This is a genomic window from Stenotrophomonas sp. Steno-Z10-HUANG (assembly GCF_056393075.1).
In genome coordinates this window covers 1-24,532 of the sequence record NZ_JBWJPA010000008.1, presented here as the reverse complement: position 1 = coordinate 24,532, position 24,532 = coordinate 1, and the positions used below count along the sequence as shown (strand labels likewise).

20 protein-coding genes are annotated in these 24,532 nt (G+C 71.0%); 7 read left to right on the top strand and 13 right to left on the bottom strand.

Features of this window, described 5'->3' with window-relative positions:
* Positions 1-180: 180 nt before the first annotated feature.
* From AC06E6_RS11685 to radC, 3 genes are all read right to left on the bottom strand, one after another.
* Positions 181-1,026, bottom strand: a complete 846-nt coding sequence (locus AC06E6_RS11685) for an SPOR domain-containing protein (RefSeq protein ID WP_240213124.1) — start codon at positions 1,024-1,026, stop codon at positions 181-183.
* A gap of 19 nt (positions 1,027-1,045) precedes the next feature.
* Entirely contained in the window at positions 1,046-2,734 is a 1,689-nt protein-coding gene (gene argS / locus AC06E6_RS11680; RefSeq protein ID WP_240213123.1) for an arginine--tRNA ligase, read from the bottom strand.
* Between the two features lie 212 nt (positions 2,735-2,946).
* On the bottom strand, positions 2,947-3,621 hold the full coding sequence (radC, locus tag AC06E6_RS11675) for a RadC family protein (protein ID WP_104937748.1): 675 nt from the start codon (positions 3,619-3,621) through the stop codon (positions 2,947-2,949).
* A gap of 95 nt (positions 3,622-3,716) precedes the next feature.
* Between radC and coaBC the strand changes: the two genes are divergently transcribed.
* From coaBC to AC06E6_RS11660, 3 genes are read left to right on the top strand one after another with little or no spacing between them, the layout of a single operon-like run.
* Positions 3,717-4,976 carry a bifunctional phosphopantothenoylcysteine decarboxylase/phosphopantothenate--cysteine ligase CoaBC gene (gene coaBC / locus AC06E6_RS11670; RefSeq protein ID WP_240213122.1) on the top strand — a complete coding sequence of 420 codons (1,260 nt, stop codon included), beginning with the start codon at positions 3,717-3,719 and terminating at the stop codon, positions 4,974-4,976.
* The gene (gene dut, locus AC06E6_RS11665; protein ID WP_161615423.1) at positions 4,973-5,446 is read left to right on the top strand and encodes a dUTP diphosphatase; all 474 of its coding nucleotides are present in this window, start codon (positions 4,973-4,975) and stop codon (positions 5,444-5,446) included. Before coaBC ends, dut begins: the two co-directional genes overlap by 4 nt.
* Positions 5,447-5,460: 14 nt before the next feature.
* Positions 5,461-7,815 (top strand): phosphomannomutase/phosphoglucomutase, encoded by a 2,355-nt coding sequence (locus AC06E6_RS11660; protein WP_240213121.1) that lies wholly within the window; start codon positions 5,461-5,463, stop codon positions 7,813-7,815.
* Between the two features lie 83 nt (positions 7,816-7,898).
* On the opposite strand, the gene AC06E6_RS11655 is transcribed toward AC06E6_RS11660, so the two are convergent.
* The 8 genes from AC06E6_RS11655 to pyrE all read right to left on the bottom strand — a co-directional run bounded on the left by AC06E6_RS11655 (position 7,899) and on the right by pyrE (position 17,422).
* Positions 7,899-8,606 carry a response regulator transcription factor gene (locus tag AC06E6_RS11655; protein ID WP_104937751.1) on the bottom strand — a complete coding sequence of 236 codons (708 nt, stop codon included), beginning with the start codon at positions 8,604-8,606 and terminating at the stop codon, positions 7,899-7,901.
* A complete protein-coding gene (locus tag AC06E6_RS11650; RefSeq protein ID WP_240213120.1) occupies positions 8,599-11,259 on the bottom strand; it encodes a sensor histidine kinase in 2,661 nt (886 codons plus the stop codon). The genes AC06E6_RS11655 and AC06E6_RS11650 overlap by 8 nt, the downstream gene beginning before the upstream one ends.
* 36 nt (positions 11,260-11,295) lie before the next feature.
* A complete protein-coding gene (kdpC, locus tag AC06E6_RS11645) occupies positions 11,296-11,886 on the bottom strand; it encodes a potassium-transporting ATPase subunit KdpC (protein ID WP_240213119.1) in 591 nt (196 codons plus the stop codon).
* Positions 11,883-13,931, bottom strand: a complete 2,049-nt coding sequence (gene kdpB / locus AC06E6_RS11640) for a potassium-transporting ATPase subunit KdpB (RefSeq protein ID WP_287145510.1) — start codon at positions 13,929-13,931, stop codon at positions 11,883-11,885. Before kdpB ends, kdpC begins: the two co-directional genes overlap by 4 nt.
* Positions 13,932-13,948: 17 nt before the next feature.
* On the bottom strand, positions 13,949-15,661 hold the full coding sequence (gene kdpA, locus AC06E6_RS11635) for a potassium-transporting ATPase subunit KdpA (protein WP_240213117.1): 1,713 nt from the start codon (positions 15,659-15,661) through the stop codon (positions 13,949-13,951).
* Positions 15,662-15,671: 10 nt separating this feature from the next.
* On the bottom strand, positions 15,672-15,764 hold the full coding sequence (locus tag AC06E6_RS11630) for a potassium-transporting ATPase subunit F (protein ID WP_104937756.1): 93 nt from the start codon (positions 15,762-15,764) through the stop codon (positions 15,672-15,674).
* A gap of 281 nt (positions 15,765-16,045) precedes the next feature.
* Positions 16,046-16,747 (bottom strand): hypothetical protein, encoded by a 702-nt coding sequence (locus AC06E6_RS11625; RefSeq protein WP_104937757.1) that lies wholly within the window; start codon positions 16,745-16,747, stop codon positions 16,046-16,048.
* 15 nt (positions 16,748-16,762) lie between these two features.
* Positions 16,763-17,422 carry an orotate phosphoribosyltransferase gene (gene pyrE, locus AC06E6_RS11620; protein ID WP_104937758.1) on the bottom strand — a complete coding sequence of 220 codons (660 nt, stop codon included), beginning with the start codon at positions 17,420-17,422 and terminating at the stop codon, positions 16,763-16,765.
* A gap of 110 nt (positions 17,423-17,532) precedes the next feature.
* On the opposite strand from pyrE, the gene AC06E6_RS11615 reads away from it, so the two are divergent.
* The 3 genes from AC06E6_RS11615 to AC06E6_RS11605 all read left to right on the top strand — a co-directional run bounded on the left by AC06E6_RS11615 (position 17,533) and on the right by AC06E6_RS11605 (position 20,050).
* The gene (locus tag AC06E6_RS11615; protein WP_240213116.1) at positions 17,533-18,333 is read left to right on the top strand and encodes an exodeoxyribonuclease III; all 801 of its coding nucleotides are present in this window, start codon (positions 17,533-17,535) and stop codon (positions 18,331-18,333) included.
* Positions 18,330-19,706, top strand: a complete 1,377-nt coding sequence (locus AC06E6_RS11610; RefSeq protein WP_240213115.1) for an AmpG family muropeptide MFS transporter — start codon at positions 18,330-18,332, stop codon at positions 19,704-19,706. The genes AC06E6_RS11615 and AC06E6_RS11610 overlap by 4 nt, the downstream gene beginning before the upstream one ends.
* 113 nt (positions 19,707-19,819) lie before the next feature.
* Complete coding sequence (locus tag AC06E6_RS11605) at positions 19,820-20,050, top strand: hypothetical protein (protein ID WP_054662598.1); 231 nt, start codon at positions 19,820-19,822, stop codon at positions 20,048-20,050.
* A 206-nt stretch (positions 20,051-20,256) separates the two neighbouring features.
* On the opposite strand, the gene AC06E6_RS11600 is transcribed toward AC06E6_RS11605, so the two are convergent.
* Positions 20,257-21,381 carry an anhydro-N-acetylmuramic acid kinase gene (locus AC06E6_RS11600; protein ID WP_240213114.1) on the bottom strand — a complete coding sequence of 375 codons (1,125 nt, stop codon included), beginning with the start codon at positions 21,379-21,381 and terminating at the stop codon, positions 20,257-20,259.
* Positions 21,382-21,454: 73 nt separating this feature from the next.
* Positions 21,455-22,909: a M23 family metallopeptidase gene (locus AC06E6_RS11595; protein ID WP_240213113.1), complete on the bottom strand. Its 1,455-nt coding sequence runs from the start codon at positions 22,907-22,909 to the stop codon at positions 21,455-21,457.
* 163 nt (positions 22,910-23,072) lie between these two features.
* Here AC06E6_RS11595 and tyrS point away from each other — a divergent pair, with 163 nt between their 5' ends.
* A complete protein-coding gene (tyrS, locus tag AC06E6_RS11590) occupies positions 23,073-24,284 on the top strand; it encodes a tyrosine--tRNA ligase (protein WP_104937763.1) in 1,212 nt (403 codons plus the stop codon).
* Positions 24,285-24,532 lie beyond the last annotated feature (248 nt).

Here is a 24,532-nt window from a genome sequence, read left to right as displayed (position 1 = left end):
ACAGGCGCGGGGTTGTGGGAAAAGCGGGCGTGGGGCCCGATGTCTGCGTAGCAGACATTGGGGTAACACCGCCGTGGCGGTGCTACCGGGGCGCGCCGACAGGCGCGGGGTTATGGAGAAAAAGGGCACGGGGCCCAAGGTTTGCCGCGCAAACCTTGGGGTAACACCGCCAAGGCGGTGTTACTGCGCCTTGATGGCCATCGCCTGCAGGCCGCTGCCGTTGAGCTTGGCCTTGGCTTCGGCCAGTTCACTGGCGCTGCCATAGGGGCCCATGCGCACGCGGTAGACCGTGTTGCCGTTGATCTGCGCCGATTCGACGCGGGCGGCCAGGCCCATCATCGCCAGCTTGGCCTTGGTCGCCTCGGCGTCGCCCGACGCGCCGAACGCGCCGGCCTGGAGGATGTAGCGGACGTTGTCGCTGCCTGCCGCCGCGGCCGGCGTCGCCGGTTCCGCGCGCTTCGCCGCGCTGTCCGCCACGGCCACGGTGGGGGCCGCGGTGCCGGGCGCGGTGCTGGCCGTGGCCACGGCCGGGCGCGGCGCCTCGCTGATCGGCGCCGGCAACGGTGCGGCGGCCGCCGGTACCGGGCGCCCTTCCAGGGCCGCCTGCGCGCGCTGGGCCTCGCTGGCCTCCGCCGTGCGTGCGGCCTGCGCCCGGCGCTGCTCCTCGGCGCGCGCGCTGGCCGCCAGTTCGGCGTCGGACATCTGCACTTCCTTGCCAGGCAGCAGGGTGTAGAAGTCGTACTGGGTGGCGGCCGGCTTTTCCGCCGGCTGCGCGCCATCGTGCGCGGCCGGACGCGGCAGGTCCGCGCCGGCGTCGATGTCGGCGTCGGCGACCGGCGCCGGCTGCGCGTCCGGGTTGGGTTGCGGGCCCACCCGCAGGAAGCCGTCGCCTTCCTTCTTGAACAGGTTCGGGGCGGCCAGGAACACCACGGCCGCGATCGCCGCGCCGGCGACCAGCCATACCCAGCCGGGCGTCCCGTTGCCGCTGTTGCGCCGGGCCTGGCTCTTGCCGCGTCGTGCTGCCATTTCTGCAACGTCTCCTTGCTTACATCTTTTCCGGTGCGCTCACGCCCAACAGGCCCAGGCCGTTGGCGAGCGTCTGCCGCGCCGCGCCGGCGAGCGCGAGGCGGGCATTGCGGAGGGCGGCATCGTCCACCAGCACCGGCGTCCCGTGATACCACGTGTGGAAGGCGTGCGCCAATTCACGCAGGTACTGCGCGACCAGGTGCGGCTCCAGCGCCAGGCCGGCGGCCTCGACCACTTCCGGGTAACGTGAGATTTCGTTCATCAGCTCCAGCGACGCGGCGTCGTCCAGCTGCGCCAGCGCGGCCAGGCCCTGCGCCTGGTCGTAGTCCAGGCCCTTCTCCTGCGCCTGGCGCAGCAGCGAGCAGACCCGGGCATGCGCGTACTGCACGTAGAACACCGGGTTGTCGTTGCTCTGCTGGCGTGCCAGGTCGATGTCGAAGGTGAGCTGGGAGTCGGGCTTGCGCGCGATCAGGAACCAGCGCACCGCATCGCTGCCGACCTCGTCGATCAGGTCGCGCAGGGTCAGGTAGCTGCCGGCGCGCTTGGACAGTTTCACTTCCTCGCCGCCGCGCATCACCGTCACCATCTGGTGCAGCACGTACTCCGGCCAGCCCTGCGGAATGCCCACGCCCAGTGCCTGCAGGCCGGCGCGCACGCGCGCCAGCGAGCCGTGGTGGTCGGCGCCCAGTTCGGTGATGGCGCGTTCGTAGCCGCGCTGCCACTTGCTCAGGTGGTAGGCCACGTCCGGCAGGAAGTAGGTGTAGGTGCCGTCGGACTTGCGCATCACGCGGTCCTTGTCGTCACCGAAATCGGTCGAGCGCAGCCACAGCGCGCCGCCTTCCTCGTAGGTGTGGCCGGAGGCAACCAGCTGGTCCACCGTCTCGGCGACCTTGCCGTCCTTGTACAGCGAGCTCTCCAGGAAGTAGATGTCGAAATCCACCCCGAACGCGGCCAGGTCCTGGTTCTGCTCGTTGCGCAGGTAGGCCACGGCGAAGCGGCGGATGGCTTCGATGTCCTCGGCATCGCCGGCACCGACCACCTGGCTGCCTTCCAGTTCGACGGTCTGGCCGAGCAGGTAGGCCTTGGCGACGTCGGCGATGTATTCGCCGTTGTACGCGTCGGCCGGCCACTGTTCGTCGCCCGGCTTGAAGCCGCGCGCGCGCGCCTGCACCGAGCGGGCCAGGTTCTCGATCTGCACGCCGGCGTCGTTGTAGTAGAACTCGCGCTTGGCGTTCCAGCCGTTGGCTTCCAGCACGCGGGCGATGCAGTCGCCGATGGCGCCGGCGCGGCCATGGCCGACGTGCAGCGGGCCGGTCGGGTTGGCCGAGACGTACTCGACGCCGACGTTGCGGCCGTTGCCGCCCAGGTTGCGCCCGTAATCGGCGCCTTCGCGCAGCACGCTCGCCACCTCGCGCTGGAACGCCACCGGCGCCAGCTTGAAGTTGATGAAGCCCGGGCCGGCGATCTCGACGCTGGCGACGTCGTCGCTGGGCGGCAGCGCGGCGACCAGCGCCTGCGCCACGGCCCGCGGGTTGCTGCGCGCGGCCTTGGCCAGCAGCATGGCGGCGTTGGTGGCGAAATCGCCATGCTCGCGGGTCTTGGGTCGTTCGACCACGAAATCCGGCGGCAGGGTGTCGGCAGGCAGGGTACCGTTGGCGCGCAAGGCTTCGATGCCTTGGCCGATCAGGGCGCGGAGTAGGGATTTCACGTGACTGTCTGCTTGGAGCGCGGAACTGCGCATTTTACCCGAGCGGCGGGACCGCTGCTGCCGCGGCGGCGCGGACGGTCAGCGACGTCAACGCCAGGTGCAGGCCGTGGCCCGGAGGGTGGCGGCGGGCCTGGCCATGTCCGGCGGCCGGCGCCGGGGTGCCGGCGCCGGCGGGACGGACAGGGCCGCCAGGGTGGGGCGCGCGCCATCGGTTACATCCAGCCGCGGGCGGCCAGCGACACCGGCGGGCCATCGCCGATGACGAAGTGGTCCAGCAGCCGTATCTGTACCAGGGCCAGCGCGTCGCGCAGGCGCAGGGTGACCGCACGGTCGGCCGTGGAGGGTTCGGCGTTGCCCGAAGGATGGTTGTGGCCCACGATCACCGCCGCGGCGTTGTGCGCCAGCGCCCGGCGCACCAGTTCGCGCGGGTGCACCTCGGCGCCGTCGATGCTGCCGCGGAACAGCTCCTCGAAGGCCAGTGCCCGGTGCCGGTTGTCCAGGAACAGGGCGGCGAAGACCTCGTGCGGCCGCGGCCGCAGCCGCTGCACGAAGTAGCGGCCGGCGGAGTCGGGGTCGGTCAGGCTGGTGCCGCGCTCCAGGTCCGTGGCCAGGTGGCGCTGGCCCAGTTCCAGTGCCGCCACCAGCCGGCAGGCGCGGGCCGGGCCCAGGCCCGGTACCCGCATCAGCTCGCGCGCGCCGCGGTCCATCAACTCCCGCAGCGTGCCATGCGCCTGCAGCATCTCGCGCGCGGTGCGTATCGCGTCCTGGCCCGGCAGGCCCGAGCCCAGGAAGATGGCCAGCAGCTCCGCATCGGACAGGATGCTGGCTCCGTGTGCCAGCAGCTTTTCGCGGGGGCGTTCGGTGTCGGGCCAATGGCGGATGTGCATGCCCACAGGGTGGGTGTCAGGGGCGTGCACGGTAATAAGTCGTCACGGACCCTTCGGGTAAGCTAAAGATTCTTGCGTAGGTAGGATTTCCTCAAGTGACCGGCTTTCCCCACAGTGTCCATGCGCCCGCCCGGCCGCTGGACGGACACAAGCTGCTGCTGTGCGTCGGCGGCGGCATCGCCGCCTACAAAGCGCTGGAACTGGTGCGCCGGCTGCGCGACGCCGGCGCCCGCGTGCAGGTGGCCATGACCGACGGTGCCCAGCAGTTCGTCACCCCGCTCAGTTTCCAGGCCCTGTCCGGGCAGCCGGTGCGTACCACCCTGTGGGACAGTGCCGCCGAACAGGCGATGGGCCATATCGAACTGGCGCGCTGGGCCGACCGCATCGTCATCGCGCCGGCCACCGCCGACCTGCTGGCGCGGCTGGCGCATGGCCATGCCGACGACCTGGTCACCACGCTGTGCCTGGCCACGACCGCGCCACTGACGGTGTGCCCGGCGATGAACCACCGGATGTGGCTGCACCCGGCCACCCAGGCCAACATCGCGCTGCTGCGCGAGCGCGGCGCGCAGGTGGTCGGGCCCGAGGACGGCCCGCTGGCCGAGGGCGAATCCGGCCCCGGGCGGCTGAGCGAACCGGAGGCCATCGTCGCCGCGCTTGCCGGCGCCGGCCACGCCGCGCCCGCCGCGGCGGCCACGCCGGACCGGCTGCAGGGCATGCAGGTGCTGATCAGCGCCGGGCCGACGTATGAAGACCTGGACCCGGTGCGCTATGTCGGCAACCGCTCCAGCGGCAAGATGGGCTACGCGCTGGCGGCCGCGGCCGCGCGCCGTGGCGCGCGGGTGGTGCTGGTCAGCGGCCCGGTGCAACTGCCGACGCCGCCCGGCGTGCAGCGGGTGGATGTGCGTTCGGCCGCGCAGATGCGCGAGGCGGTGCTGGCCGCCCTGCCCGCCGATATCTACATCGGCGCCGCGGCCGTGGCCGACTACACCCCGCGCCAGGTGGCGCAGCAGAAGCTGAAGAAGACCGCGGGCAGCCAGACGCTGACCCTGGAACTGGTGCGCACCCCCGACATCCTGGCCGAGGTGGCCACCCAGGAGCAGGCGCTGAAGCTGGTGGTCGGCTTTGCCGCCGAGACCCACGACGTGGAGAAGTACGCGCGCGGCAAGCTCGCCGACAAGCACCTGGACCTGATCATCGCCAACCAGGTGGGCATCGCCGGCGGCGGCTTCGAGAGCGACCAGAACGCGGCGACCGCCTACTGGAGCGATGGCCAGCGCGCATTCCCGGGCACCGCCAAGACCCAGCTGGCCGAACAACTGCTGGACCTGATCGCGGAGCGACTGGACGCATGAACACGAACGCCACCCCGCACCCCCTGCAGGTGAAGCTGCTGGACCCCCGCTTCGGCGACGCGTGGCCGCTGCCGGCCTATGCCACCGAGGCCAGCGCCGGCATGGACCTGCGCGCCGCGATCGAGGCGCCGATGGCGCTGGAACCCGGCGACGCGGCGCTGCTGCCCAGCGGCATCGCCATCCACATCGCCGACCCGGGCCTGTGCGCGGTGGTGCTGCCGCGCTCGGGACTGGGCCACCGCCACGGTATCGTGCTGGGCAACGGCACCGGGCTGATCGATGCCGATTACCAGGGGCCGCTGCTGATCAGCGTGTGGAACCGGGGCCGCGAGCCGTTCACCATCGAGCCGGGCGACCGCATCGCCCAGTTGGTGGTCATGCCCATCGCCCGCGTGAGCTTGCAGGTGGTGGATACTTTCATCGACAGTGCGCGTGGAACGGGTGGATTCGGCCACACCGGAGTGCGCTGACAGGGGAACGCACGATGAGCCAAGGGAACCAAAGCCGGCGCCCGCGCCCGGCGCTCGGCCGTTCGACGCCGCTGCTGGCGGCGCTGCTGGTGCTGCTGGCCGGCTGGTTCGGCTGGGGGGCCTTCGAGCAATGGCGGCAGGCCGGTACCGGCGCACGGCTGGAACAGGCGCGCGACCAGGCGGTGGAGCAACTGCACGCGACCCTGGCCGCGCAGACCACCCAGTTCGCGCGCCAGCTGGAACTGGCGCCGGTCAAGGCCGCCCTGGCCAATGGCGACGCCGCCGCCGCCGCCGCGGCGGTGCGCGAAAAGTGGAGCGGGGTGGACGACGCGCAGGTATTCGATGGCGCGCTGGCCGATGCCTACGCCGACCCGGCCGCGTTCGGCTACTCGCGGCTGGCGCTGCTGGAGCTGGCGATGAGCGAAGGCAAGCCGGTCGCGCGCGTGGTGCGCGACGGCAATGCGCCGCGGCTGGGCCTGGCCGCGCCGGTCCGCCTGCAGGAGCGGCCGGCGGTGATCTACGTCCGCCAGCCACTGAACCGCCTGACCACCGTGTTCGACGCGCTGGACGCGCCGGATTCGGCCTTCCTCGGCCTGCGCCAGGGGGGATTCACCATCGTGCGGCGCGGCGATACCGCGCTGGGCGGCGGTGCCGATGCGCTGGCGCGGCCAGTGGCCGACGCCGGCCTGCGCGTGGTGGCGGAGATGCCCGACCTGGGCGAAGGCCCGCTGGGCCTGGGTGCCCTGGCCTGTGCGACGGTGGCGCTGCTGATGCTGGCGACGGCGGTGCTGTTGCTGGTTGGCCGCAAGCGCCTGCGCCTGCCGGTGCTGCGGCGCGGTGGCGAGCCGCTGGATGCCGACGATGGCGTCACCCTCAGCGAGGCGCTGGCGCAGGAACCGCTGCCGGTGGCGGCGGCGCGCGCGCGCGAGGCCGATGAGGCCGGCGATGCGCCGTCGCCGGGGACGGATATCGGTACCGTGGCCGCCGGCATTTTCCGCGCCTATGACATCCGCGGGGTGGTCGGCAGCGAGCTGACGCCGGCGGTGGCCACGCTGATCGGCCAGGCCATCGGCAGCCAGATGCAGGCCCAGGGCCTGCGCGAGGTGGTGGTGGGGCGCGACGGCCGCCTGTCCGGCCCCGAGCTGGTGGCCGGGCTGGTCGAGGGCCTGCGCCGCGCCGGCTGCGACGTCATCGACATCGGCATGGCACCGACCCCGGTGGTGTACTTCGCCGCGTACCACCTGCGCGCCGGCAGCTGCGTGGCGGTGACCGGCAGCCACAACCCGCCGGACTACAACGGCTTCAAGATCGTGATCGGCGGCGAAACCCTGTCCGGCGAGGCGATCACCGAGCTGTACCGGCGCATCGTCGAAGGCCGCCTGCAGCGGGCCGACACCCCGGGCGGCCTGCAGCAGCGCGAGGTCATCGCCGACTACGTGCAGCGCATCGCCGACGACGTGCAGCTGGACCGCCCGCTCAAGGTGGTGGCCGACGCCGGCAACGGCGTCGCCGGCGCGGTCGCGCCGCAGCTGCTGGAAGCCATCGGCGCCGACGTGATCCCGCTGTACTGCGAGGTCGACGGGCAGTTCCCCAACCACCACCCGGACCCGAGCGAACCGCACAACCTCGAGGACCTGGTGCAGATGGTCCAGCGTTTCGACGCCGACCTCGGCATCGCCTTCGACGGCGACGGCGACCGCCTGGGCGTGGTCACCCGCGAGGGCCGCATCGTGTTCGCCGACCGCCTGCTGATGCTGTTCGCCGCCGATGTGCTGGCGCGCAACCCCGGCGCGATGGTGATCTACGACGTCAAGTGCACCGGGCGCCTGGCCGACTACATCCTGCGCAACGGCGGCAGCCCGATGATGTGGAAGACCGGGCATTCGCTGATCAAGGCGCGCATGCGCGAGACCGACGCCGAGCTGGCCGGCGAGATGAGCGGGCATTTCTTCTTCAAGGAGCGCTGGTACGGCTTCGACGACGGCCTGTATGCCGCCGCGCGCCTGCTGGAGATCCTGGCCCAGCGCGAGGAGGATCCGTCGGCGGTGTTCGACGAACTGCCCGATGCGGTCTCCACGCCGGAGCTGAAAGTGGCGGTGGCCGAAGGCACCCAGCATGCGCAGGTGGCACTGGTGGTGGCCGCCGCGCAGGCCGAGGATTCGCCGTTCGCTGCCGCGCGCATCTCCACCATCGACGGCCTGCGCGCCGATTTCAGCGATGGCTGGGGACTGGTGCGCGCATCCAACACCACCCCGGTGCTGGTGCTGCGGTTCGAGGCGGACGACGCGGAGGCGCTGGAGCGGATCAAGGGCCTGTTCCGCGAGCAGCTGCAGCGGGTGCTGCCGGCGGGAACCGAACTGAATTTCTGAGCCGGCGCATCCGCGCCGCGCAGGGGTGCTCCGCCGTTGCAGGCAGGGACAGGGCCCGCGCCCGCGCCCAGTGGCGCGTGGCCCTAGGGCGCCTGGAAGCGCAGGCCGACGCCCGGTTCGGTGAACAGGTAGCGCGACTGCAGCGCCGAGTCGCCGAGCTTGTGCCGCAGCCGGCCCACCAGGATGCGCAGGTAGTGGGTGTCGTGGCGATGGCTCGGGCCCCAGACTTCCTGCAGGATCTGCGGCTGGGTGACCACCCGCCCGGCGTTGCGCAGCAGCAGCGCCAGCAATGCATATTCCTTGCGGGTCAGCGCCACCGCCGCACCATCCACGCGGACCTCGCGGCGGGCCAGGTCGATGCGCAGGTGGCCATCGTCGAACAGCGGCACCTGGCCGTCGCCGTCGGTACTGCGGCCGCGCAGCAGCGCCCGCACCCGCGCCATCAGTTCCTGCGTGCCGAACGGCTTGGTCACGTAGTCGTTGGCGCCGTTGTCCAGTGCCCGCACTTTCTCCGCCTCGCCACCGCGCACGCTGAGCATGATCACCGGCACCTGGCTCCACTGGCGCAGTTCGGCCAGCACCTCGTGGCCTTCCATGTCGGGCAGGCCGATGTCCAGGATCACCAGGTCGGCGCCTTCGCCGGCCAGCGCACGCAGCCCCTCGCCGCCGCTGGCGGCCTGCGCGGTGGCATAGCCCTGGGCGCGCAGCGAGATATCGAGGAAGCGGCGGATCTGCACCTCGTCGTCGATCACCAGCACCCGCGCTGGCGGTATGGCCGGGGTGTCAGGCATCGTCGCGCGGGCCTTCCGGGTGGGGCTGGAGCAGGGGCAGGGTCATGCGCACCAGCGTACCGCGTCCATCGCGGCCGGGCAGCGCTTCGACATGGCCGCCATGCGCGCCGATCATGCCCTGGCAGATGGTCAGGCCCAGGCCGGTGCCCTGGCGGCCGCGGTCGCCGCGCTCGACGCTGTAGAACATGTCGAAGATGCGCAGGCGCTCGGCGTCGGGAATGCCCGGTCCCTCGTCGATCACCTCGATGCACAGTTCGCCGTCGCGCACGCGCGCGCGTACTTCCACCGCCACCCCCGGCGGCGAGAACTTGGCCGCGTTCTCCATCACGTTGAACAGCGCCTGTTCGACCAGCGCCGGGTGCACCCAGATCGGCGGCAGGTCGTGCGGGATGTCCAGCTTCAGCAGCGCTTCGGGCTGGTAGCGCTGCAGCCGCCGCGCCGCCGAGCCGATCAGTTCGTCGACGCCGATCCAGTCGCGGCTGAGCTTGAGCCCGTCGTGCCCCAGCCGGGTCATGTCAAGCAGGTTCTGGATGTAGCGGTCCAGGCGCTCGCCCTCGACCACGATGGTGTCGAGCAGGGCGCGGCGGTCGCCGGCATCCATCGCCTCGGCATAGCTGGACAGGCTGTCGGCCGAGCCGATCATCGCCGCCAGCGGCGAGCGCAGGTCGTGCGATACCGACGACAGCAGCGCCGAACGCAGGCGTTCGGTCTCGTTGTGCAGGTGGGCGGTTTCCAGGTCGGCGACCAGCCGCGTGCGCAGTGCCGCCTGGGCGATGTCGTCGACCATCGCCTCGGCCAGCTGGCGCTGCTCCGGGGCCAGCCGCGGATGCTGGCGGTCGAAGCGCAGGCCGGCCACGCCGATGCCATGCCCTTCGCCGTCGAGCAGGGGCAGGAACCACCAGTCGGCGCCGGCCAGGGTGTCGGTGAAGCGGCCCGACGGCTGACCGTGGCGCAGCGCCCAGTCGGCCGCGGCCAGGTCTGTGTCGCCGGGCGCGGCGCTGCCGCCGGTGCTGGTGTCGTGCGCCACCCGCACCCAGGCCGGCGCGTCCAGCGCCTGCTCCAGCGCGACCCGGCCGGCATGCGCCACCTGCGCGTTGTCCACCGCGCTGGCCAGCTGCCGGCCCAGCGCCTGGCGCACGTTGGCATGGCGGTTGGCCGCGCGCAGCGCCACCACCTGCATGCGCAGCCGCGACGCCAGCCGCCCGGCCACCAGCGCCGCGGCCAGGAACAGGAACACGGTGATCACGCCCTGGCGCGCATTGATGGCGAAGGTGAAGCGCGGCGCGATGAAGAAGAAGTTGTAGGCCAGGAAACACAGCGTGGCCGCCAGCACCGCCGCGCCCATGCGCGTGCGCGCGGCCACCAGCACCACCGCGACGATGAACACCATCGCCAGGTCGCTCAGCCCGATCCAGCGTTCGCCCAGCCATGCCGCCCCGCAGGCCACGGCGGTGGCCAGCAGCGCCAGCCCGGCATCCCGGCGCCAGTTCTCCGGATCCAGCGACAACCGCGCCCGGCGCGCGCTGGCGCGCGCCTGCGGCGTGCTGATGATGGTGATCTCGTAGTGCGCGCCGCGCTGGATCAGCTGCTGGGTCAGGGTCTGGTTGAACAGCCGCGCCAGCGGCCGTTCGCGGGTGCGGCCCAGCACCAGGGTGGAGACGGCGTTGTGCGCGGCATGGTCCAGCAGCACGTCGGCGATGCCCGGCCCGTGCAGCAGTTCAGCGTCGCCGCCGAGCCGGCGCGCCAGCGCGAAGGCGGCGTCGATCTCGCGGCGGGTCGCCTCGTCCTGGCGGCCATGCTGCACCGTGACCACGGTCCACGGGGCGTCGCGGCGCTCGGCGATGCGCCGGGCCACGCGCACCAGGTATTCGCTCTGGCCGCCGCCGTCGATCGCCACCAGCACCCGGCGCCGCAGCGGCAGGTTGCCCTCGCCGCGCGCCGCGCGGGTCTCGCGCAGGCTGCTGTCGACGCGGTCGGCCGCTTCCTGCATGGCCAGCTCGCGCAGCGCGGTGAGGTTGGCGGGCGAGAAGAACGCCTGCAGCGCCTGCGCCGCCTGTTCGGGCACGTACACCTTGCCCTGGCGCAGGCGCTCGACCAGTTCGCGCGGCGGCAGGTCGACCAGCACGATGTCGTGCAGACGGTCTAACACCGCATCGGGCACGGTTTCGGCCACGCGCACGCCGGTGATGCGCATCACCACGTCGTTGAGGCTTTCCAGGTGCTGGATATTGATGGTCGTCCACACGTCGATGCCGGCGTCGAGCAGTTCCATCACGTCCTGCCAGCGCCGTTCGTGGCGGCTGCCGGGGGCGTTGCGGTGGGCCAGTTCGTCCACCAGCACCAGGGCCGGGTGCCGCGCCAGCACCGCGTCCAGGTCCATCTCCTGCAGGCGATGGTCGCGGTACTCGACCTCGCGCAGCGCGATCACCGGCAGGCCGTGCAGCAGCGCGGCGGTGTCGTCGCGGCCGTGGGTTTCCACCACCGCCGCGACCAAGTCCACGCCGCGGCGCAGTTGTTCCTGCGCGCGGGTGAGCATGGCGAAGGTCTTGCCGACGCCGGGCGCGGCGCCGAGGAAGACCGTCAGCTTGCCGCCGGCTTCGCGTTGCAGGCTTCCGGCCAGCGCATCGGCCTGGCGGCTGCGGGTATCGTTCATGGCCGCGATTGTGCGCCGCCGCCGGCAGCGGCGGAATCAGGGCGCATGCGCGGCCGCATCCAGGGCCAGGTTCAGCGCGATCACATTCACCCGCGGCTGTCCCAGCACGCCCCACCCGGGCGCCTGCACGTGGCGCTCCAGCAGGGCCTGCACGCGCTGTTGCGGCCAGCCACGCGCCCGCGCCACGCGGGCCACCTGCAGCCTTGCGGCGGCCGGCGACAGCTCCGGGTCGAGTCCGCTGGCGGAGGCGGTGACCAGGTCGCCGGGCACCTGCGCTGCCGCGACCCCTTCGCGCGCCGCCACCGCGGCGGTTTCAGCGGCCACGCGCTGCGCCAGTTGCGGGTTGCCGCGCGCCAGGTTGCTGCCGGCGGCGGCCATCGGGTCGTAGCCGCTGGCCGATGGCCGTGCCTGGAAGTAGCCGTCGCCGGCGAACGGCTGCGCCAGCAGCAGCGAACCGCGCACGCGGCCGTCCGCATCGCGGACCAGGCTGCCGTCGGCCTGGGCCGGGAACAGGGTGCCGGCGATGCCGGTGGCGAGCGTGGCATAGGCCAGGCCGGTGCCGAGCAGGGCGAACAGGGTCAGGCCGATGGCCGGGCGCCACAGGGCAATGGAGGTCTTGGGGGTCATGCGCCGAGTACCAGGACGAGGAGAAGATCGATGGCCTTGATCGCCGCGAACGGCAGCAGCACCCCGCCCAGGCCGTAGACCAGCATGTTCCGGCGCAGCAGCGCGGTGGCGGTGGCCGGGCGGAAGCGCACGCCGCGCAATGCCAGCGGGATCAGCGCCGGAATCACCAGCGCGTTGAACACCAGCGCCGCCAGCACCGCGTTGCGCGGGCTGGACAGCTGCATCACGTTCAACGCCGCCATCGACGGGATCGCCGCGGCGAACAGCGCCGGCAGGATCGCGAAGTACTTGGATACGTCGTTGGCCAGCGAAAAGGTGGTCAGCGCGCCGCGGGTGATCAGCTGCTGCTTGCCCACCTCGACCACCGCCAGCAGCTTGGCCGGATCCGAGTCTAGGTCGACCATGTTGCCGGCCTCCTTGGCGGCCTGGGTGCCGGAGTTCATCGCCAGGCCGATGTCGGCCTGGGCCAGCGCCGGGGCGTCGTTGGTGCCGTCGCCGACCATCGCCACCAGCCGCCCGCCCGCCTGTTCGCTGCGGATCCGCGCCAGCTTGTCCTCGGGCCGGGCCTGGGCGATGTAGTCGTCCACGCCGGCTTCGGCGGCGATGGCCGCGGCGGTCAGCGGGTTGTCGCCGGTGATCATCACCGTGCGGATGCCCATCGCCCGCAGCTGTGCGAACTTCTCGCGCATGCCGTGCTTGACCACGTCGGCCAGCTCGACCACGCCCAGCACGTGCCGGCCTTCGCATACCACCAGCGGCGTGGCGCCGCCGCGCGCGACCTGGTCCACGCGCGCCTGCAGTTCGTTGGGGACGTTGCCGCCCAGTGCCGACACGTGCGCGGTGATGGCGTCGGCCGCGCCCTTGCGGATGCGCCGTCCGTCGGCCAGGTCCACGCCCGACATGCGCGTCTGCGCGCTGAACGCCAGGTAGTCGGCCCGGTCCGGCTCGCCGGTGGTGCAGCCCTGCTCGCGCGCCAGGCGCACGATCGACCTGCCCTCCGGGGTCGGGTCGGCCAGCGAGGACAGCAGCGCGGCCTCGCGCAGGTGCCCGGCCTCGATGCCCGCCAGCGGGTGGAAGGCGCTGGCCTGGCGGTCGCCGTAGGTGATGGTGCCGGTCTTGTCGAGCAGCAGCACGTCCACGTCGCCGGCCACTTCCACCGCCTTGCCCGACTTGGCCAGCACGTTGGCCTGCAGCGCGCGGTTCATGCCGGCGATGCCGATGGCCGGCAGCAGCCCGCCGATGGTGGTCGGGATCAGGCACACCAGCAGCGCGATCAGCAGCAGCGGATCGAGCCGCACGCCGACGGCGGCGGCGATCGCCGGCAGCGTCGCCACCACCACCAGGAAGGTCAGCGACATCGCCGCCAGCAGCAGGGTCAGCGCGATCTCGTTCGGCGTCTTCTGCCGGTTGGCGCCTTCCACCAGCGCGATCATGCGGTCCAGGAAGCTGTGTCCGGGCTCGGCGGTGACGCGCACCACGATCTGGTCGGACAGCACCTTGGTGCCGCCGATCACGCCGGAGCGGTCGGTACCGGCCTCGCGCAGCACCGGTGCCGACTCGCCGGTGACGGCGGCCTCGTTGATGGTGGCCAGGCCCTGCACGATCTCGCCGTCGGCCGGCACGAACTCGCCGGCGCCGACGATCACGTGGTCGCCCGGGCGCAGCGCCGCGGCGGCAACCGCGCTTTCGGCCGCACCGAACCGCGGTGCCGCCAGGCGGCGTGCCACCAGGTCCTGGCGCGCGCGCCGGAGCGCCGATGCCTGGCCGCGCCCACGCGCCTCGGCCACGGCTTCGGCGAAGTTGCCGAACAGCACCGTCAGCAGCAGGATCGCGGTGACCGCCAGGCCGAAGCCCAGCGGCGCCTGGCCGCCGAGGGTGAGCAGCAGCGCCAGCACGGTGCCGGCCATGACCACGGCCATCACCGGGTTGTGCAGCAGGTGCGCGGGCGCGAGCTTGCGCACGGATTCGCGCAGCGCCTGGCGCCAGCCGGCGGCGTCCAGCAGCGGTGGGCGGCGCGTGGCCGGGCGGGAAACAGGGGAGTTCATCGAAGCGCTCATGGATGTCAGGCTCCCTGCAGCGCCAGGCCCAGGTGGTCGGCCACCGGGCCGAGCACCAGTGCCGGCATGAACTGCAGCACGGTGAGGACGACGATCACGCAGACCAGGGTCAGGGCGAAGGTCGGGGTTTCTATCTGCAGGCTGCCGGCGCCCTGCGGCGCCTGCCGCTTGCCGGCCAGCTGCGCGGCGATGGCCAGCGGCACGATCAGCACCGGGAACCGGCCCAGCGCCAGCACCAGCGCGCAGCTGAGGTTCCACCAGACGGTGTTGTCGGCCAGTCCTTCAAGGCCCGAGCCGTTGTTGGCATAGGCCGAGGTGAACTCGTAGAACACCTGGGTGATGCCATGGAAGCCGGGGTTGGAGATACCGGCCAGGCCGGGAATGGCCAGGGTCAGCGCGGTCATGCCAAGCAGGGTGATCGGCTGCAGCAGCACCAGCAGGGCGAGCAGCCGTACCTGGGGCGTTTCCAGCTTGCGGCCGAACAGCTCGGGCGTGCGCCCGGTCATCAGCCCGGCCAGGAACACCGCCAGCATCAGGTACACCAGGAACTGCTGCAGGCCGCAGCCGATGCCGCCCCAGATGGCGCCGACCAGCATGTTGACCAGCGACGCCATGCCGGCCAGCGGACTCATCGAATCCTGCATGCCGTTGACCGACCCGTTCTGCACCTGCGTGGTGAGCGTGGCCCACAGCGCGGTGCCGTCGGCGCCGAAGCGGACTTCCTTGCCCTCCATCAGCAACGGGCTGGCAGCGCTGGCGCCGTGCCCTTCCAGCCACACCGTGCCGAAGGTGGACAGCAGCGACATGCCGAGCATGCAGCCGAACACCAGCGCGCCGAAGCGGCGGCGGCCGGTGAAGGCGCCGATCATGAACACCACCGCCATCGGTACCAGCACGATGCCCACCAGCTCCAGCGCGTTGGACAGCGGAGTGGGGTTCTCCAGCGGAAAGCTGCTGTTCGGCCCGTACCAGCCGCCGCCATTGGCGCCGAGCTGCTTGGCCGCGACCATCGCCGCCACCGGGCCCAGCGGAACCTTCTGCGTCGCCATGCCGGCGCCGGCATCGATCGGCGTGGCCTGCGGGCCCGCGGCCAGCGTCGAGGGCACGCCCTGCCAGGTCAGCAGCAGGGTCCATACCAGGCACAGTGGCAGCAGGAAGCGCAGGCACAGGCGCACCACGTCGACGTAGTAGTTGCCGACCGTGACCGGCGCGGCCGCCGCCCCGGCACCGGACTGCTGGCCCGGCGCCCGGGCGAACAGCGCCCGCAGCGTGGCCACCGCCAGCGCCAGGCCCATCATCGGGGTGATCACCTGCAGGCCGGTGATGGCGGTCATCTGCGACAGGTAGGACAGCTGCGCCTGGCCGCTGTAGTGCTGCTGGTTGGTGTTGGTCAGGAACGACACCATCGTGTGCAGCGCGGTGTCCCAGCGCAGGTTGGGAACATGGTCCGGGTTGAGTGGCAGCCAGGCCTGGGTCATGAACACCGCCAGTGTCGGCACGGCCAGCACCAGGTTGCTGGCGAGGAAGGCGAGGGCATAGCCGCGCCAGGACATGGCACGCCCCGGGTCGACGCCCAGCAGCCGGTAAAGCGGGGTCTCGATCCACCGGAACAGCGGGTCGATGCGCATGGGCGTGCCGCGCATCAGCCGCGCCAGGTACAGGCCCAGCGGCCACGCCAGGGCGATGCCGGCCAGCAGGATGACAAGGGCTTCGGTCATGGCGTGCTCCTCAGAACGACTCGGGACGCAGGACCGCGTACAGCAGGTAGGCGGCAGCGACCAGCGCCACCAGTCCGCACAGGAAGAAAAGCCAGCCGGGCATTGGGAACCTCGGTTCGGTGGCGCGACCGCCTGCGCGGCGGACGTACCGTGTGGATGGGAAAGTGGCGGCGCATTGCCAGCATGGCCGCCCGTGCCAGGAGCGCCATGGTGCTTCCGGGGGCCGTAAACGTTCGATGCCGCGTGCCCGGTCGCGGCGTAAAAACGCCATAAAAAAGTGGGTGGCCATGGTTTGGCCGCCGGTGCGGTGCCGGGCTGGCGGGGGCTGAAGGCAACGAAAAAGCGGCCCGGGGGCCGCTTGCGGGGTTCCGCCGGTGGGCGCGCTCAGCCCGGCGGCGATGCCGGGGTATCGGCCGCGTCGGCCGCCGCGGCGGTGCCCTTGAGCTCGCGGTAGCGGGCCAGGGTTTCGGCGATCTCCACGTCCAGCGCCTTGCGCTGCTGCTCGAAGGCGGCCTGCAGCCGCAGCTGGGCCAGCAGTTCGGTATGCCGCTGGCGGATGTCCTGGGCCTGCTTGTCGGTCACCTTCTGCCCGGCCAGTTCGCGGTCGCCGGCGATCGACAACTGGGTGGCAAGCGCCTCGCGCAGGCTGCCGACGTTGTAGATGGCGGTCTTGATGTTGTTGTCGACGATGGCCGCGCGCTCGTTGAACACGCGGCGCAGTGCGTCCTCGCTGCCATAGGTGGACAGCATGGCCTGCTCGGTGCGCCTGCGGGTCTCGGCCGCCGCCGCATCCACCTGCGCCTGCGCCGCGGCGAGCTCGGCGTCGGCGCGTTCCTCGGCGGTGAGCGCGCGCTGCACGTCGGCGCTGCGCAGGCCGCTGCGCGCGCTGAATTCCTGGCGTGCGTTGTTGACCGCCTCCGGCGGCAGGGTGTCCGAGCAGATCCGCTCACCCCGGGCGGTGTCCCAGCAGTAGAGCTTCTTGCCGGGGTCGGCCGGCTTGTCCTGTGCCGGCACCGGTACCGGCAGTGTCAGCGCAGCCAGCACCAGCAGCATGCCGGCGCCGGTGATGGACGGATTCGGCCTCATGACAGCCCCCTGCGGTCAGCCCGTTGGATTGCTTCCGTAACGGGCCCGGTAGGCCAGCAACGGTTCGCGGTAGCCGACAAGTTCCGGGTTCCCGGACGCGAATGCAAGCAGGTCGGCCAGGTTGGCCACGGCGATCACCGGGATGCCGGTCTCGGCGGCCACAGCCTGGGCGGCCGAGCGGCGGTCCTCCTCCGAGGCGATCTCCTGGCGGTCCAGCGCGACCACGATGCCGGCGGGGATGCCGTTGGCGGCGCGGATGATGGCCAGCGCCTCGCGGATGGCGGTACCGGCGGTGATCACGTCGTCGACGATCAGGATGCGCTTGCCGGCCATGTCGGCGCCGATCAGGGTGCCGCCCTCGCCGTGGTCCTTGGCTTCCTTGCGGTTGAAGGTCAGCGGCAGGTTGCGGCCGCGGTGCGAGAACTCGCAGGCGATGGCGGTGGCCAGCGGGATGCCCTTGTAGGCCGGCCCGAACAGCTGGTCGAAGGCGACGCCGGAGGATTCGACCGCGTCGGCGTAGCAGTTGCCCAGCTGGGCCAGCGCCAGGCCGGTGTCGAAACGGCCGGCATTGAAGAAATAGGGGCTTACCCGGCCGGACTTGAGGGTGAACTGGCCGAAGCGCAGGGCATCGGCGTTCAGCGCCAGCTGCAGGAAGCGGGAACGATGGTCACTCATGTAATGCGCTTTTCTGTCGTCTATTGAAGGCGCCTAGGGTAAAGCATGGCTTCGGGGAATGCTGGCGCGGGCGGTATGCTGTGCCGTCCCGGGCCTGTCAGCGGTTTCCCATGCGCATCATCAGTTTCAACGCCAACGGCATCCGTTCGGCCACCACCAAGGGCTTCGGCGCCTGGTTCGCCGGCCAGCAGGCCGACGTGCTGTGCATCCAGGAGACCAAGGCGCAGGAGTCGCAGCTGTCCGACCCGCTGTTCCGCCCCGATGGCCACCACTGTTTCTACCGTGACGCCATCACCAAGAAAGGCTACAGCGGGGTGGCGATCTGGAGCCGGCGCGAGCCGGACGAGGTCCGCACCGAGCTGGGCTGGGCCCCGTTCGACGACGAGGGCCGCTACATCGAGGCCCGCTTCGGCAACCTGAGCGTGGTCTCCTTCTATATCCCGTCCGGCTCGTCGGGCGAGCTGCGCCAGGGCTTCAAGTTCGAGGTGATGGAATGGCTGCGGCCGATCCTCGACCAGTGGCTGGCCAGCGGCCGCGACTACGTGCTGTGCGGGGACTGGAACATCGTGCGCACCGCCCTGGACATCAGGAACTGGAAGTCCAACCAGAAGAATTCGGGCTGCCTGCCCGAGGAGCGCGACTGGCTCAACGGCCTGTGCGCCGACCTGCCCGGGGAGCATGACCCGGGCGCCGGCCGCGGCTGGGTGGACGCCTATCGCGTGCTGCACCCGCAGGGGCAGGACTACACGTGGTGGAGCAACCGGGGCGCGGCGCGCGCCAACAACGTCGGTTGGCGCATCGACTACCAGCTGGTCACCCCCGGCCTGCGCGGGCGCCTGCGCGGCTGCTCGATCTACCGCGACGAGCGCTTCTCCGACCACGCCCCGTTCAGCGTGGACTACGACCTGTGAGCGAGGCCGCGCCGAAGCGCCGCCAGGGCTGGCGGGAGGTGATGGGCAACCTGCGCCAGCGCAAGGTGCTGGCGATGCTGCTGCTGGGCTTCAGTTCCGGCCTGCCGATCTACCTGGTCGGCAATACGCTCGGCTTCTGGATGCGCAAGGAAGGCATCGAGCTGGACACCATCGGCTTCCTGTCCTGGGTGGGCCTGGCGTACTCGATGAAGTTCCTGTGGGCGCCGATCGTCGACAAGACCGACGTGCCGGTGCTGGGGCGGGTGTTCGGGCGCCGCCGCGGCTGGATGCTGCTGTCGCAGCTGTTCGCCGGCCTGGCCCTGGTCGGCATGGCGCTGGTGCAGCCCAAGGGCGGCAACATACTGGTGCTGGGCCTGTCGGTGGAGCACCTGCTCGTGTTCGGGGTGCTGGCCACCGTGGTGGCGTTCGCCTCGGCCACCCAGGACATCGTCATCGACGCCTGGCGCATCGAGAGCGCCAGCAGCAGCGAGCAGCTCGGCCTGCTGACCGCCTCCTCGGCGCTGGGCTACCGCACCGCGCTGCTGGTCACCGACGCGCTGATCCTGATCATCGCCGCGCGCGTGGGCTGGCAGGTGTCCTACGAGATCATGGCGGCGCTGATGGGCCTGGGCGTGGCCGCGGTGCTGCTGGCGCGCGAACCGGCGCGGGCGGTGCTCGCCGTGCACGACCAGGCCGCCCGGCTGTGGACCCCGCGCGGCCTGTTCGACGCGGTGATCGGCCCGTTCGTGATGTTCTTCCGCGAGTACCGCAGCGGCGCGCTGCTGATCCTGGCGGCGATCAGCATCTACCGCATGGCCGACTTCGTGATGGGCCCCATGGCCAACCCGTTCTACGTCGACCTCGGCCTGGACGAGGACACGGTGGGCGCGGTGCGCGGCTCGGTCGGCCTGGTGGCCACATTCTTCGGCATCGCCCTGGCCGGGGTGATCTCGGTGCGCTGGGGGGTGATGGCGGCGCTGCTGGTCGGCGCGGTGCTTGGCCCCTGCTCGAACCTGGCGTTCGCATGGATGGCCTACGTCGGCCCGGGCAAGCTGGAGTTCGCCATCGCCATGGCGGTGGACAACCTGTCCAGCGGCTTCGCCGGCACCGCCCTGATCGCCTACATGTCCAGCCTGACCAGCATCGGCTACACCGCGACCCAATATGCGTTGCTCAGCTCGTTCTACGCGATGCCGGGCAAGGCGCTCAAGGGCCTGTCGGGCATGACCGTGCAATACCTGGCGCAGGGCCGCACCCTGCTGGAGGGCTACGCGCTGTTCTTCGTCGGCACCGCGCTGCTGGCGATACCGGTGCTGCTGCTGTGCGTGGCGCTCGCGGCGATGCAGGCGCGCAAGGCCACCACGTCCGGCTGAATGCGCCGCGCGCGGGTGGATCGCGCGAGCCGCGTTCCGCCCGCCGTTGAAACCGGGCGCCGCGTCGTCGATGATGCCCGCGGGGGGATCCGCCGGACTGCTGGCGGAATGACATGGCCGACGTGATCTTGCGGGATGTCGACCCGCTGCTGCTTGAACGCATCCGCCGCCTTGCGGTGGCGCGTGGCTGGACCCGCGAACATACCTGCCTGGTGCTGCTCGAACAGGGCCTGTTCGCCGGCGAGCACGAGATGAGCCACGGCTTCGAGAACCCGGAGGTGGACGTGCTGTCCGAGGCCATCCATGCCCTGCAGGCGTTGCCCGCCGGCGCCGAATTCGGTTGAGTGCATGCCCGGCACGGGCCAGGGCGCGCCCCGATGCCCCGGCTTCAGGCAAACGCGGCTCGCCGTAGATGCGGGCTTGCCCCGCATGCGACATGCCGGGCAAACCGTGCCGGGCGAGCCCGGCAGCTACGACAACGGGCAGGGCAGGGGGACGCCCGGCACCCCAGCATCCGTGCGGGCGATTTTCGGGGCCGCGCCCCAAGGTTTCACGCCGGGTGGATCGCGCCCAGGATCCGCGGCCCGCGCGCGCCGCTGACGCTGGGCAGGTTGCCCGGGCGTCCGGCCAGGGCTTCGCGTGCCAGCCAGGCGAAGCCCATCGCTTCCATGTAGTCCGGGTCGAGCCCATGCGCGGCGCTGGAGACCACCTCCACTCCCGGCAGCCGCGCGGCGATGCGCCGCAGCAGGTGGGGATTATGGACGCCGCCGCCGCATACCAGCAGCCGGCGTGCGCCGGGCAGGTGCGCCCGCAGTGCATCGGTGACGGTGGCGGCGGTGAGTTCGGCCAGGGTGGCCTGCACATCGGCCGGCGCCAGCGGCGCGTCGCCGATCCGCGCGTCCACCCAGTCCAGGTGGAACTGTTCACGGCCGGTGCTCTTGGGCGGTGGCAGCGCGAACCAGGCATCGTCCAGCAACCGCGCCAGCAGCGCCTCGTCCACCCGACCAGTGGCGGCGAAGGCGCCATCGGCATCGAACGCGGCGCCGAGGTGGCGCTGGCACCAGCCATCCAGCAGCGCATTGGCCGGGCCGGTGTCGAACCCGCGCAGGCTGCCGTCGCGCGCGAGCAGGCTCAGGTTGGCGATGCCGCCCAGGTTGAGGACCGCCCGGTCCTCGCCGCTGTTGCCGAGCATTGCCAGGTGGAAGGCCGGCATCAGCGGCGCGCCGTGGCCGCCGGCGGCCACGTCGCGGCGGCGGAAATCGGCCACCGTGGTGATCCCGGTCAGCTCGGCGATGCGGTGGGCGTCGCCGATCTGCCAGGTGAAGGCAGGCAGCGCCGTGGGGCGATGGCGGATGGTCTGCCCGTGCGACCCGATCGCCCGCACCTGCGCGCGGCTGATCCCGGCCCGCTCCAGCAGGCCATTGGCGGCGGCGGCGAAGGCGATGCCGACTTCGGCGTCCAGTTGCCCGAGCGCATCCAGCGATGCCGGCTCGGCGCCCTGTCCCAACGCCACCAGTGCCTCGCGGGTCCGCGCCGGCCAGTCGCAGGTATGCCCGTGCACGAACCGGCAGCCGCCTTCAGCCGGGAACTGCACCAGCGCGGCGTCGATGCCGTCGGCACTGGTGCCGGACATCAGGCCGAGGAACAACGGCAGCTGTGGATCGATGGAGGTCATGCCGGGGCCGGAAACGAAAAGGGCAGGGAAGCTTCAAGGCTCCCTGCCCCTGTCGTCAACGCGGCGGCGCGGCTCAGCCGCGTTTGTTGCCGGCCGCCACGGGGGTCGCGGCACTGGCCGTGACCGTGGGCTTGTCCTTGCCGGCATCGGCGTACATCAGCTCTTCCATGCCCTGGATGCGCGCCATCGCCGGCGCGGTCTGGGCGCGGAACGCGGCCAGCTCGGCGCCCTTCAGCGGCTCCGGCGGCGGCATGGTCACCGACAGCGGGTTGCGGTGCTGGCCGTTGACCCGGAATTCGTAGTGCAGGTGCGGGCCGGTCGCCATGCCGGTGGAGCCGACATAACCGATCACCGTGCCCTGGTTCACGCGCTGGCCGGTGCGGATCTTGCCGAAGCGCGACATGTGCCCGTACAGCGTGGTGTAGCCGCGGCCGTGGTCGAGGATCACCACGTTGCCATAGCCGCGTTGGGTACCGGCGAACTGCACGCGGGCGTCGCCGGCGGCCATGATCGGGGTGCCGGTGCCGGCGGCATAGTCCACGCCCTTGTGCATGCGCATGGTGCCGAGGATCGGATGGCGGCGCGAGCCGAAGGTGGAGCTCAGCCGCGCGAACGGAATCGGCATGCGGATGAAGCTCTTCTTCAGCGGCCGGCCGTTGAGGTCGAAGTACTCGGACTTGCCGCCGCGCTCGAATCGGAACCCGGTATAGGTCTTGCCGCCGGTGCTGAAGGTGGCGGCCAGGATCTTGCTGGTGTCGATGCGCTCGCCCTCGCGCCAGGTCTCGTCCATGACCACGCTGAAGCGGTCGCCCGGCTGCACGTCCTTGGAGAAGTCGATGTCGTACTTGAAGATCTCGTCGGTCATCGTGTTGATGGCCGAGGGCGACAGCCCGGCCTTCAGGGCCGAGGCATAGAGCGAGCTGCGGATCTCGCCGCTGGCGACCACGGTGCGGGTGGTGGTCGCGCGCTCCAGCACCTTCTCGCGGATCTGGTCGCCCTGCAGGGTCAACTCCACGCGGTGGCTGGGGTCGCGGTCGAAGCGGATCGTGCGCAGCTGGCCGTTGACCGGCAGGTCGAAGGCGATCTCGGCCCCCGGCCGCAGCCGGGTCAGCGCCTCGCGGGTACCCGGGTGGTTCAGCAGCCGGTGCATCACCGTCGCCGGCACCCCGGCGATCTCGAACAGGTCGCTCAGGGTCTGGCCGCGTTCCACCCGCAGGATCTGCCAGCTGTCGCCCGGGGTTTCGCTGCGCCGGGCCAGCGACAGCGGCGGCAGTGGCAGGGCCAGGGTCGCGTGCGCCGACGGCAGGGGCGCGTCGATGGCATTGGAGAAGCCCGGCACGATGGTCGCCGCCAGCGCGCCGATGGTCGCGAACAGGCTGGCGTGGATCCAGTGGCGCCGGGTCCAGCGTTCGTTGAACGCGGCCGGGAGGTGTTGCTTCAACTTCCGATGCAGGGCGGTGTCGTGGAGGACGTGGAGTCGTTCCTGAAAGCGCTGTTTGCGCGCCTGGCCGTGATCGGGTTGGGACATCGCTGGGTTCTCTGGACGGCCCGGATCGCGGGCCCAAACGCGGGTAACATAGTCACCCTTCAATACCGCGTCAAACCATTGAGCCGCATGGCTTTTTGATGAATTGGGCGGTTAACCTGCACTTAACACATTCATGTCTGACGGCGAAGCCGGGAGTTCTAGCGTGTCCTCGATTGATGAAGCCCTTGCCCTGATCGGCCGCGGTGCCGATGAAATCCTCAAGGTGGATGAACTGCGCCAGCGTCTGGAAAGCGGCCGTCCGCTGCGGGTCAAGGCCGGCTTCGACCCCACCGCCCCGGACCTGCATCTGGGCCACACCGTGCTGCTCAACAAGCTGCGCCAGTTCCAGGATCTCGGGCACCAGGTGATCTTCCTGATCGGCGACTTCACCGGCATGATCGGCGACCCCTCGGGCAAGAACGTCACCCGCAAGCCGCTGTCCCGCGAAGACGTACTGGCCAATGCCCGCACCTACGAGGAGCAGGTGTTCAAGGTGCTCGACCGCGCGCGTACCGAGGTCCGCTTCAATTCCGAATGGTTCGGCAAGATGGGCGCGGCCGACATGATCCGCCTGGCCGGCCAGCACACGGTGGCGCGCATGCTCGAGCGCGACGACTTCGCCAAGCGCTACGCCGCCCAGCAGTCGATCGCCATCCACGAATTCCTCTACCCGCTGGTGCAGGGCTACGACTCGGTGGCGCTGGAAGCGGACGTCGAGCTCGGCGGCACCGACCAGAAGTTCAACCTGCTGATGGGCCGCGGCCTGCAGGAGCACTACGGCCAGAAGCCGCAGATCGTGTTGACCATGCCGCTGCTGGAGGGCCTGGATGGGGTCAACAAGATGTCCAAGTCGCTGGGCAACTACATTGGTATCAGCGAACCGGCGATCGACATCGTCACCAAGACCATGAAGATCGACGACACCCTCATGTGGCGCTGGATCGACCTGCTCAGCTTCGACATCTCCATTGCCGAGGCCAGTCAGCTGCGCGCCGATGTTGACGCCGGCGCGATCAACCCGCGCGAGATCAAGCTGCGCCTGGCGCGCGAACTGGCCACGCGCTTCCACGATGCGGCCGCCGCCGAGCAGGCGATTGCCGGCTGGAATGCGGCGGTGACCGGGCAGGGCGACATCACCCAGCTGCCGTTGCAGGAAGTGAAGGTGCCGGCCGACGGCCTGCGCATCGGCGCGCTGCTGACCGCCGCCGGCCTGACGCCCAGCAACTCGGAAGCCTCGCGCAAGCTCAAGGAGCGCGCGGTCAAGGTGGACGGCCAGGTGGTCGAGGATGCGCAGACGGTCCTGCAGCCGGGCTTCGAAGGCCTGCTGCAGGTGGGCAAGCGCACGTTCGCGCGGGTGTTGTTGGTTGCTGCCTGACCCCGCAGTTCATGGCCCCGTGGCGGCGTACCCGTCCGCGGGGTGCGGGATGTGCAGGTGATGTGTATTTGCCTCTTCCCAAAACCTGAAACAGGTTGCATACTTCCGCTCCTTCGCCGCCGGCCAGTGGTTGGCAGCGAAGGCAGGAAGTTGAAGTCACCCTCACGCAGGTGTTGACGGCAACGAAAAGGCTGCCATAATAGGCGGCTCGCTTCGACGAAAAGCCCTCGGGTTTGCGGTTGGAGCGA